This is a genomic window from Bacterioplanoides sp., from assembly GCF_965226395.1.
Lineage (GTDB): Bacteria > Pseudomonadota > Gammaproteobacteria > Pseudomonadales > Oceanobacteraceae > Bacterioplanoides.
This window is the reverse complement of record NZ_OZ245358.1, coordinates 266,270-277,495: the sequence shown is the minus strand read 5'-3', so window position 1 is coordinate 277,495 and position 11,226 is coordinate 266,270. Positions and strand designations below refer to the sequence as shown.

At 48.7% G+C, this 11,226-nt stretch carries 9 protein-coding genes; all 9 read left to right on the top strand.

What is annotated here, in order from left to right; translation table 11 throughout:
* The first annotated feature begins 1 nt into the window (after position 1).
* The gene (locus ACO05E_RS01235) at positions 2-1,354 is read left to right on the top strand and encodes an alginate export family protein (RefSeq protein ID WP_419811188.1); all 1,353 of its coding nucleotides are present in this window, start codon (positions 2-4) and stop codon (positions 1,352-1,354) included.
* 170 nt (positions 1,355-1,524) lie between these two features.
* Positions 1,525-2,202, top strand: a complete 678-nt coding sequence (locus tag ACO05E_RS01230) for a paraquat-inducible protein A (RefSeq protein ID WP_419811187.1) — start codon at positions 1,525-1,527, stop codon at positions 2,200-2,202.
* The gene (locus tag ACO05E_RS01225; RefSeq protein ID WP_421722718.1) at positions 2,195-2,851 is read left to right on the top strand and encodes a paraquat-inducible protein A; all 657 of its coding nucleotides are present in this window, start codon (positions 2,195-2,197) and stop codon (positions 2,849-2,851) included. Before ACO05E_RS01230 ends, ACO05E_RS01225 begins: the two co-directional genes overlap by 8 nt.
* Positions 2,826-4,454 carry an intermembrane transport protein PqiB gene (gene pqiB, locus ACO05E_RS01220; RefSeq protein ID WP_419811184.1) on the top strand — a complete coding sequence of 543 codons (1,629 nt, stop codon included), beginning with the start codon at positions 2,826-2,828 and terminating at the stop codon, positions 4,452-4,454. The genes ACO05E_RS01225 and pqiB overlap by 26 nt, the downstream gene beginning before the upstream one ends.
* 38 nt (positions 4,455-4,492) lie before the next feature.
* Positions 4,493-5,077 carry a PqiC family protein gene (locus tag ACO05E_RS01215; RefSeq protein WP_419811183.1) on the top strand — a complete coding sequence of 195 codons (585 nt, stop codon included), beginning with the start codon at positions 4,493-4,495 and terminating at the stop codon, positions 5,075-5,077.
* A gap of 42 nt (positions 5,078-5,119) precedes the next feature.
* Positions 5,120-5,815, top strand: a complete 696-nt coding sequence (locus tag ACO05E_RS01210; RefSeq protein ID WP_419811182.1) for a response regulator transcription factor — start codon at positions 5,120-5,122, stop codon at positions 5,813-5,815.
* Between the two features lie 8 nt (positions 5,816-5,823).
* A complete protein-coding gene (locus tag ACO05E_RS01205; RefSeq protein ID WP_419811181.1) occupies positions 5,824-6,846 on the top strand; it encodes a FecR domain-containing protein in 1,023 nt (340 codons plus the stop codon).
* On the top strand, positions 6,846-9,404 hold the full coding sequence (locus ACO05E_RS01200) for a CHASE2 domain-containing protein (RefSeq protein ID WP_421722717.1): 2,559 nt from the start codon (positions 6,846-6,848) through the stop codon (positions 9,402-9,404). Before ACO05E_RS01205 ends, ACO05E_RS01200 begins: the two co-directional genes overlap by 1 nt.
* A 166-nt stretch (positions 9,405-9,570) precedes the next feature.
* Entirely contained in the window at positions 9,571-11,019 is a 1,449-nt protein-coding gene (locus ACO05E_RS01195) for a glyceraldehyde-3-phosphate dehydrogenase (RefSeq protein ID WP_419811178.1), read from the top strand.
* Positions 11,020-11,226: the final 207 nt, after the last annotated feature.

Below are 11,226 nucleotides of genomic sequence, written 5' to 3'. Positions count from 1 at the left end.
TATGTTACCAGCGCGACTTCCCGTCTATATTGCCGCCGTCATTGGCATGTCATTGCCCTTGGGTATGGCCCATGCTTCGACATCCGGTGCATCGAATCAGGCTCCGGCTTTCTCTTTTCTTCGTGCCAACGAAGACTGGAGTCGGTATTACAATAATGATTATAAGCATGTGAAGTTAAATAGCTCAGGTGACAACTGGGTCAGCTTTGGTGGACATGTGCGTTATCGTGGCGAGTTCTGGCGCAACCTCGGCTTTAATGATGATAACGACGATATCTTTCATTTAGCCCGGGCAACTGGTCATGCAGATTTTCATTTTGGTGAGAAAGTTCGGTTATTTACGGAAATTAAAAGTGCCGGCGCAACCGAAAGGGATTTACCGGGCAAGCGACGCACACTGGATGTTGATACGTTGGCCTTACAACAGGCTTTTGTCGATTATCAGTTCACCCCAGAAGCGCGTTTGCGCTTAGGTCGTCAGGCGTTAAGTTTTGGTAAGCAGCGCTTGGTCAGCCCGTTACCTTGGGGTAATACCTTACGCACCTGGGATGGTGTTCGCCTGGATTACAACAGTGGTGGCTGGAACACTGCGGTGTTTGCGACTCAGTTTGTGCCGGTGCGTAAGTTTGAATTTAACCAGGCCGAAGACGATATTGCGTTTAACGGTATTTACAGTAGTGGTGTGCTTTCAAAAGCGACCAAGACGGATCTCTACTGGTTAAACCTGCAGAACACCGACGATCAGAATATTCATACTCTGGGCGGGCGTATAAACCATAAAGGCAGTGGTTGGGATCTGGATGTAGAAGCCGCTGCACAAACCGGGACGGATGCAGCGGATAATGATGTGTCGGCCTGGATGTTAGGCTCAGAATTGGGCTTTAGTGTGACGTCCGGTGCACTGAAGCGTTATTTTGTAGGGCTGGATTATGGCTCCGGTGATGACGATCTGAGTGATGATAATAACGGCACTTTTAATCAGTTGTTCCCGCTGGGCCATGCCTATCTTGGTTTTGCCGATCATATTGGCCGTCGTAACGTGCTGGCCGGTAATATTGGTCTTATCCTGAAGCCGATGGCGAAATTAACCACACGGGTTCAGCTGCATACCTTCTACAAAGCGGAAAAAGAAGACGCGGTTTATAATGCGGGTGGTGCCGCATTGCCAGGTACCGCCAACAGTGAAGATACCCATATTGCTGATGAACTGGATGTGGTTGTGAGCTATGCCTATACCAAACAGGTTAAGTTCAGTGGTGGGGTCAGCTACCTGATGGCAGGTGACGTGATTGAAGAACGTGACAATGACGACGATGTGATATTTGCCTATTGGTCGGCCAATTATAACTTTTAAGTCATGACTTCTGATCTGATTAAGCGGCCTATGGGCCGCTTTTTTGTGCGCTTTTTGCGGAAATTGCATATCCATATCGTTTGCGTTGATTTATTTTGCTGAGCTGTTTTGCCTGGCTGTATATTCATTTATGATTCTGCTATTGGTTTGGATCGCTGTATGAGGTACTGATGGAGCCATTGGAGAATCACACCGCCTGCCATGAATGTGATTTATTAATTGAGCTGCCGCAACACGCGCGCTATCAATTAAGCTGCCCGCGTTGCCATTCCATTATTGCCAATTTTGATCCACGTAATGCTGAACGCTTGTTAGCCATTACTATTACGGCTTTATTGTTGCTGATTATGGCCAATGCTTTTCCATTTCTGGCATTTGAGGTATCCGGGCAGTATCAGCAGATCACCCTGCTGCAGAGCGTTACCACACTCTGGCACTATCACTATCCAGGGCTGAGTATTTTGATTCTGGTGTTTATTTTGTTAGCGCCGGCGGCATACCTGCTGTGTATTTTTTATTTATTAACGCCGTTGTTTTTTAATCGGCAACCACGGTTTGGTATACCAGTATTTGCCAATCTCTTTCGTCTGAGCGATTGGTCTATGGTGGAAGTCTTTTTGATCGGAGTGTTGGTCAGCCTGATTAAACTGGCTGGTATGGCCGATGTAATCCCGGGTATTTCACTCTGGGCGTATATCGGTTTCAGTATTGCCGTGACGTATGTGCTGTCGAAAACCGATCGCCTGCAACTGTGGCACTGGCTGCATCATGGTATCGACCGAAGCGGGAAATACGATGATGGAAGGGCGGTTGAAGTAAGGGCAGCTGAAGGAAGAGAGAATGGCTGAGCCAGGTCGTTATTCCCGTAATAGTGCCGCAGAACAAGGGCTGGCTTGTTGTCATGTGTGCGGCCGGCTAACGCTTGTCGCTAAAGGGTATTGTCATTGTTGTGGACACCACCTGACGTTACGGAAAAAACATTCGTTACAGGTCACGATGGCGTTGGTGGTTGCTGCCATGATTCTGTATATCCCGGCGAATGTGCTGCCGATTATGATTACCAGCACACTGGGCGTCAGTAGTAGTGATACGATTTTAAGCGGTGTGGTGTATTTCTGGATGCACGGAGATTACCCGATTGCGCTGATTATTTTTATTGCCAGCGTGGTTGTGCCATTGGTAAAACTATTAGCGCTTATCTGGCTGTGTTATACCGTGCATCATGGGCGGCAGCAGACGCCCCGGCGCCGCACTCACCTTTATCGCATCACCGAATTTATCGGGCGCTGGTCAATGGTGGATGTGTTTGTGGTTGCCCTGATGGTGGCTCTGGTGCAACTGGGGAATCTGATGTCGATTATGCCCGGCCCGGCGGCGCTGGCATTTGCTGCTGTGGTGATTATTACCATGTTTGCCGCGAAAAACTTTGATCCCCGCTTAATCTGGGATGTATTGGAGGACAGAGAACAAGATGAAGATGAATCGCCCGGAGGTTGAGGAATCCGGCTGGTCTCCGGTCTGGTTAATTCCCGTGGTTGCCTTATTGATTGGTGTTTGGATGGTGTACAGCACTATGGCCAATCAGGGGCCTTTGATTAAAGTGCAGTTTGCTACCGCAGAAGGACTTGAAGCTGGTAAAACCCGCATCAAAACCCGCAGTGTTGATATTGGTACAGTGGAATCGGTGATGTTGAATCCGGGCCTGGATGGCATCACGGTGACTGCCCGTATTGATAAAACGGCAGAGCCGCTGTTAACCCGGGATGCACGTTTGTGGGTCGTGCGACCGCGAGTGGGCACCACCGGAGTCTCTGGTTTAGGTACTTTATTATCAGGTGCTTATATCGAACTGGATCCGGGTACGGCAGAGGCCGGTGCCAGACAGTTCACCGGGTTGGAAGATGTGCCGCTGACTTCTCCCGGTACACCCGGTTTAGCGCTGAAGCTGTTCAGTGACAGCAGTCATTCCCTGACCGTGGCTGATCCGGTGTTGTATCAGGGCTTTCGGGTAGGACAGGTGGAAAGTGCCTCGTTTGATGCTGATATGAAACAGGCGGTGTATCAGATCTTTATTGATGCACCGTACGACCGCCTGATTACCACCAATACCCGTTTCTGGAATGTGGCTGGAATTCAGTTGGATGCCTCGGCTGAAGGCGTTAATGTCACGACCGGATCTCTGGCATCGCTGCTGGCGGGCGGTATTACTTTTGATGTGCCACCTGATTTACCGGTCGGGCAGAAAGTCGATGGCAGTCAGCCGTTCCATTTGCATGCGAATCAGCGTTCTGCGTTTGAGCGTCGACACCAGTATCGGGCGGAATACCTGATTTTGCTAGAGGATTCAGTCCGTGGGTTAACCGTAGGAGCACCGGTGGAATATCGTGGTATCCGCATTGGCAGTGTGGCGCAGATTAATGTGAAAGGTGTGGAGCGCAGCGGCAATTCGGAACTGGATAAAATGATTCCGGTGTTGATTTATCTGGAACCGGGGCGGATTGGTTATGGTGATAGTCAGCAGGGCTTGGATGCGTTTCGCAATGACTTTGTTACCTGGGTGGCCGATGGTCTGAGTGCCAAGTTGCAAACCGGTAATTTACTCAGTGGCAGCCAGTTTGTTGCCATTAATTTTCACGATGATGAATTGCCGGATTTTCCGGATATTTATTCTGGTTACTCTGTGATTCCAACGTCTCAGGAAGGGTTGGAACAAATCTCCTATAAACTTGAGAAGTTACTCGATAAGGTCAACGGTTTGCCGCTGGAAGATACCTTGCAACAGGCTAATCAGGTGTTGGCGCAACTGAATGCTACTCTGCAGCGAGTCGAACAGCTGGGTCATCACACCAATGGTTTACTGGCGGATGAAAGTACCCGGCGTTTACCGGAGCAATTATCTGAAACACTGGAAACCATGAATCAGGCACTGTCCGGAGTTGGCCCGAATTCTGAAAATTATCGCCAGGCACGACAGCTGATGACTGAATTACGGGCAGCTTTGGGCGATTTACAGCCATTACTGCATGAGCTGAACAATAAACCCAGTGCGTTGTTATTCAGTGAGCCACGCAGTGAAGATATTCAGCCGCTGGCGCCTTAGTGGTTTTGGTTTAAGCGTTCTGGTTTTTGGAGTTAATAATGAAAAAATGGTTAATGTCTGTGCTGTTGATGGCGATGGCTTTGATGGCGGGTTGTGCCAGTAAAGTACCAACCACTGAATATTATTTGCTGAGTGCCGGTAACGGCCCCTTTAAAGCAGCGCAAACTGATAAACCGGGCTATTTTATTGCCCCTGTGGTTTTGGCAGATCATCTCAACCGAACAGCATTGGTGATGTTGCGCGGACAACAACAGGTGCAGCTGGCGCATTACCATGTATGGGCTGAGCCTTTAGCATCGGGTGTGACTCAGGTATTGGAATATGAACTGAATCAGATCTGTGCCTGTGAGGTGACCAGTGCACGCCAGGGAATTACGAATAATGAGCAGCGTCAGGAAATTCGTTTGATCATCGATCAGATGGCAGTAAATGAGGCTGGGCAGGTGACGTTGTCGGGAAGTTATGTGCTGGCAGGACTGTCGATGCAGCGTTTTTATCTGCAGCAGACACTCACTGAAAATGGCTTTGAAGCGGCTGTGCTGACTCAGCGTCGCTTACTGGCGCAGTTAGCGTCTCATATTACCCAGCACTCCGGAAACGGTGTGGCAGGTGGAAGTCAGTAATGGATTCAGTTACAAGCAAAATCGGTAATTAGGAGTTTTTTTGTGTTAATTGCTTACCTAGAAGATGATCCGGATCAGGCGGCGAATGTTACTGCCTGGTTTGATGAATTTGGTTTTGAATACGAGCATTTCAGTCAGGCGCAGTTATTGTTAAAGCGACTGAAAGATCGCAACTTTGATGCAGCCGTACTGGACTGGGAATTACCGGATATGCCGGGCACCGAAGCATTACGCCAGATTCGTGAAAAATACCATCAGGATCTGCCGGTATTGTTTTGCTCAATGCGTGACAGTGAAGAAGATGTGGTCACTGCGCTGGAGCTGGGTGCTGACGATTATATGCGTAAGCCGTTGTTAAAAACTGAGTTAAAAGCGCGTCTTACCTCGTTATTGCGTCGTATCAAAGGGCCGGAGTCTGGCGATGGCCGGGTGCTGGAGCATGGCCCGTATCGTTTTGAAATGCAGAACCGTCTGGCCTTTTGTGATGGCAAGCCGGTGGAAATGACAGATAAAGACTTTGAGCTGGCTACCTGCCTGTTTGATAACATTGGCCGTATTATGTCGCGCAGTTTTTTACTGGATGCGGTATGGGGTGTATCAACGGATTTAAATACCCGAACCGTGGATGTTCATATCAGTCGGGTACGTAAAGCGCTGGGCATTACGCCGGCCAGCGGCTTCCGCATTAAAACCATTTATCAGCATGGATATCGTTTAGAGCGTATTGATCAGGGATGACAGACAGAATGTTGCGTGTGATTGTGATGTTGTTGCCGTTATTAACGGCATCTTTGGCCTTTGCAGAAGAAAAAGACTCGGATTGGCGCTACCGGGTTAAGGTAACCGATACCATCTGGGATATCTGCAAAAGTTATGTGTCAGAACCTCAGTGCTGGCGCAAACTGGTGGAATATAATCAGGTTAAAAACCCGAAATATCTGCCGCCGGACAGCATTTTGCGGATTCCGAAATCCTGGTTGAAGCCCGCTCTGGCTCAGGCATTGGTGGTTGCGGTTGAAGGTGATGTCAGTGTTGCCCGTAAGGATCAGCAGGGCGAGGTTGCTGTTCGTGTGGGAGATAAATTAAATCGTTCGGATGTCATTACCGCTGAGGATGGCAGTGCCATGATTCAGTTTGCTGACGATTCTAAACTACTGCTGAAGCCCAACAGTTCAGTCCGGCTGGAAGGTTTACGTTATTACCAACGTGGTGGTATTGCTGATACTCGCATCCGGTTATTAAAAGGACGTGTGAAAGCCACTGTGGAAAAGCTGCGTGGTGCTGGCAGTCGATTTGATATCTCAACACCGGCGGCGGTTGCTGCGGTGCGTGGTACTGAATTCCGGGTCGGGCTTGAAGATGATAACGGTAAGGCTGTGATGTCGACGGAATTGCTGGAAGGTGGTTTGAGTCTGGAAAATGAACAGGGTGAACAAGCGCTGGCAGCAGGACAAGCGTTGCGTGCCACTGAAGGTGAGGCACTGCCGCAGCCAGTTGCATTGTTGCCTCGTCCGCAGTTGGAATTTACCTCTGCTCAGCAAGTTACTCTGCCTTATCAGCTTCGTTGGAAAACGGTAGCCGGTGCCGAAAAATATCGTATTTCGCTGCGCAAAAATAATGTACTGGTGTGGGAGATGGAATCGTTTGATGCCAGTTTTGAACTCGACTTACCGGATGATGGGGAATACGAGATTCAGGTCAGTGCCGTTGATGCTCAAGGGTTTGAAGGGCAAGCCCGACGTTTGAAAATGGCGACTACGACGAACTAATGGCAATTGCAAAGCTGGCGTTTGATCGTTCACTGCTATTGCTGGCCGTGTTGCTGATTCTGTTGGTAAATATCAATCTGGATTACCGCTGGTCACGTGCGGCGGATTATTTTATTTACGATCAACTTATGCAGCAGTCCGGTTTGCCCGAAACCGATGATATTGCCATTATCGAAATTGATGATCAGAGTTTATCGCTAATTGGTGAGTGGCCCTGGGATCGGGCCTTTCATGCAGAACTGATTAATATACTGACGCAGGCGAACGCCAGGGTGGTTGCTTATAACCTGGCGTTTGGCTCTGGTAATGTGCCGTTAACCAGTAGCGACTATGTGCTGGCCGAGGCAATTCGTCATAATGGCCGGGTGGTTCTGCCGGTTTATTTTGATCGGGTATTTAATGCCGGGCCGCTGGAGCTGGTATTACCTCATGCTGCTTTGATTGATGAAGCCGAGTTGGGACACGTCAATGTGTATCTGGATGGTGATGGTGTTTACCGCCAGTTAAGAGTCAATGATCTGTTTCAGCAACAGCGCTGGCCACACTTTTCATTAAAAGCTTTCAACCTGGCGAATCCGGAAAAATCAAAAGCGTATGAGCAGGAAGAAGATCTGTTGATCCGCTTTGCAGAAACTGCACATCCATTTCAACATTATTCGTTTGTTGATGTTATTACCGGTGAAGTTGACCCGGCTGAGTTTTATCAGAAAGCGGTGTTTGTGGGAGTGACTGCAACTTCTATCGGAGATCCGCTGATTACTCCTGTCAGCCGCGAAGGCCGGCAGATTTCTGCTGTGGACATCAATGCCAGTATTTATCAGATGTTTGCTCAACAGGGAGAGATTCGGGCTTTACCTCGTTGGCTGACTTACCTGTTGAATACTCTGGCTATTTTGCTGATGGCGGCTTTAATTCCACGTTTGCCTATGGCCGATCAGCTGTTTTTTTCATTATTAATGCTGGCACTGTACATCGGTTCGTCGTTGGTGATGATGCGAATGGGCTATTGGTATCCGGTTGCGGGCATTGGTCTGACGTTGTTGTTAATCCCTTTCGCCTGGAATGTGATTCGCCTATCGCGTTTGTTTTCTTATTTTCGCAGTGAAACCTTACGCCTGGAAACAACCCGTCGGGACAACAGTTTTCATTTCCCCGACCAGTTATTATTAAAAGATGAACATGCTCTGAAACAACTGATCAAAGTGCTGGGCGTAGAGCATTATCGTCTGACACCTGATTCACAATACGAGCCGGATTCACGTTATGTGGTACAAAAAATTATCCCGCTGGCACTGGCCGAGCATTCCTGTTTCCTGCATTTATTATTTAAAGAGTTCGGACAAAAAGAACAGCGTCAGGTATCGCTGCTGACGGCTTCGTTTTCAAAACACCTTTCAGAGCCGAAACACCTTTCAGATTCGATGCATCTCGCAGACGGTTCCCGGCACTCTGCAGCTGGCAGTAGCGATATTTTTTCCCGGCAGATGAGTCTGGTACAGGATTATCAGGATTATATTGCTGCCAGTCAGCATTTGTTTGAGTCCAGTATTCAGGGGTTGAGTTCAGCGGTTTTGGTTGCTGATCTGGGTGGCCACCTACTGTTTCATAATACGCTGGTGGATGTCTGGCTGGAGCTTTATAGCGGTGCTGACCGAAACCTTTACAATATTCTGGAGCATTGTCAGCTGTCTGGTCGTATGAAGTGGCAGGATGTCTGGCAACAAGTGTTGGTTGGTGAGCAGCTCGTTGCTGCGGAAGCGCGTCTTGACAGGGCTCATCACCGAATGGATGTGGCCATTAATATTGTTTGTCTGGAAGACCAGCGTACCGGGTTGCCGGTTCTGGTGGTGAATATTTCAGATATCAGCCAGATTAAAAAAGCACAACGAGCACGTAACGAAATGATTGATTTTATCTCTCACGATATGCGTTCGCCGATTGCATCGTTACAGGCCTTAGTACGTCAGGCGGAAGAATCACCGGATGCTTTGCCGCTGGCTGAGTTGCTGAGAAAAGTCGACAGTCATAGTCGCCGGGCGCTCAACTTTGCCGACGAGTTTCTCAGCTTAGCGAAGGTTGAGAGCGACGATGATATTCAGGTTTATGATGTTGACCTGTATTCCGTCTGTCAGAATGCGGTCGATACCTTATACGAGCAGGCTCAGGAAAAAGGCATTGAGGTTGGTCTGGAAGTTGATGATGACTGCTGGGTATCCGGCAATGGTGACTTACTGGAACGGGTGATGATGAATCTTTGCAGTAATGCCATTAAATACAGCCCGGAAGAGACCCGGGTGTCCGTCACAGTAGCAAGGCAGGGTGATAGCATTCTGGTTGAGGTTGCTGACCAGGGGCCAGGTATTCCTGAGGCCTTGTTGCCAAATCTGTTCAAATCCTTCCAACGCGGGGTAGGGAAGCAGGAAGCCAAAGTAAAAGGTCTGGGGCTGGGGTTACGTTTTGTTGATGTGGCCTTGCAGAGGCATAACAGCCAGATACAAGTACGCTCGGCGCAATCCGGCAGCACTTTTTATTTTGTTCTGAAGGCTTTGTCGCTCTGAGCCCTGATCTGCGGACTCTCGATATCGGGGCTCTGATACCGGGTTTCGGATGCCAGATTCGCTGTTTTCGGATGCAGTCCCGGCCTTAATTGTCTGTCGCAACAAAAAGCGGCATAATACGCACCCCAAATTTTGCCACTCACTTTAAATATTGGAAGGTGACACCGTGAGCCAAGATATGCGCGAAGCTTGTTTGCAGGACTGGATGGATCGCGAATCAATTGCTGAAGCAATGATTCCACTGATTGGTGGTCTGTATCGTAAAAATAATGTTGTGACTGCTTTGTATGGCCGTCCAATCATCAATCGCTCTGTGATTGAGCTGCTGAAGGCGCATCGTTTTGTGCGTCATATGGAGTCTCAGGAGCTGTCTGTTCATGACACCTATCCAATTCTGAAAGCGTTAAGCGAGCTGAACGTTGCCCGTGCTCACGTTGATCTGGGCAAAATGGCGGTTAAGTTCCGCAATGAAGGTAACGGTCGTGATGTTAACGAATTTGTTGCTGAAGAACTGAAAGACGTTGTTGGCCAGTCTCCGGCGGAAGGTGAGAACCGTGACGTTGTGCTGTATGGCTTTGGTCGTATCGGTCGTCTGCTGGCGCGTATCCTGATTGAAAAATCCGGTGGTGGTAACGGTTTGCGTCTGCGTGCAATCGTTGTTCGTCGTGGTAAAGGTGATGACCTGGTTAAGCGTGCTTCTCTGCTGCGTCGTGACTCTATCCACGGTACATTCCGCGGTACGCTAACAGTTGACCACGAAAACGAAGCGCTGATTGCTAACGGTAACTACATCAAAATCATTTACGCCAATAACCCGGCCGAAATTGATTACACTGAATACGGCATCAACAATGCGCTGGTCATTGATAATACCGGTGTATGGCGTGATGAAGCTGGCCTGGGTCAGCACCTGGAAGCTAAAGGTACCGCTCGTGTGCTGCTGACGGCTCCGGGCAAAGGTGACCTGAAGAACGTGGTATACGGCATCAATAACGGTGTTATCGAAGAAAGCGATAAGATTCTGTCTGCTGCTTCTTGTACTACCAATGCTATTACTCCGGTTCTGAAAGTAATGAACGATGCTTATGGCATTGATAATGGTCACGTTGAGACTGTTCACTCGTACACTAACGACCAGAACCTGATCGATAACTACCACAAAGGTGATCGTCGTGGTCGTTCTGCGCCGCTGAACATGGTTATCACTGAAACCGGCGCAGCGTCTGCTGTTGCTAAAGCGCTGCCTGAACTGAAAGGTAAGCTGACCGGTAACGCGATTCGTGTTCCTACGCCAAACGTTTCTATGGCGATCCTGTCTCTGAACCTGAACAAAGACGTGACTGCAGAAGAAGTAAATGACTTCCTGCGTGAACAGTCGCTGCACTCTGACGTTCAGAAGCAAATCGACTGGGTAAACTCTCCGGAAGTGGTTTCTACTGATTTTGTGGGTAACAGCCATGCCGGTATCGTTGATGCTAAGGCAACCATTGCTAACGGCAACCGTGTAAACCTGTACGTTTGGTACGATAACGAATACGGTTACAGCCGTCAGGTTGTTCGTATTGCTCAGCAGGTTTGTGGTGTGAATTATCCTGAATTCCCGGCACGCGGTTAATTCTCTGAATTAACAATTTTGCTGAATAAAAAGCCATTGCCCTTGCAATGGCTTTTTTTTGTCTAAAATTTAAACATTGAGTGGCTGACACCTGACCTCTTAACCTGACCAGAGTGGCAAATTGATTGCGAACCTGGGCTGCAAAGCCAAAAGCGTAATGAATTGGTTATAACAGCGGTGGATTAATCATGGTGTGGTCATTATACT

Coding starts and splice junctions, on each gene's coding strand:
- ACO05E_RS01235 (WP_419811188.1), top strand. CDS start 2: ATGTTACCAGCGCGACTTCCCGTCTATATTGCCGCCGTCATTGGCATG.
- ACO05E_RS01230 (WP_419811187.1), top strand. CDS start 1,525: ATGGAGCCATTGGAGAATCACACCGCCTGCCATGAATGTGATTTATTA.
- ACO05E_RS01225 (WP_421722718.1), top strand. CDS start 2,195: ATGGCTGAGCCAGGTCGTTATTCCCGTAATAGTGCCGCAGAACAAGGG.
- pqiB (WP_419811184.1), top strand. CDS start 2,826: ATGAAGATGAATCGCCCGGAGGTTGAGGAATCCGGCTGGTCTCCGGTC.
- ACO05E_RS01215 (WP_419811183.1), top strand. CDS start 4,493: ATGAAAAAATGGTTAATGTCTGTGCTGTTGATGGCGATGGCTTTGATG.
- ACO05E_RS01205 (WP_419811181.1), top strand. CDS start 5,824: ATGTTGCGTGTGATTGTGATGTTGTTGCCGTTATTAACGGCATCTTTG.
- ACO05E_RS01200 (WP_421722717.1), top strand. CDS start 6,846: ATGGCAATTGCAAAGCTGGCGTTTGATCGTTCACTGCTATTGCTGGCC.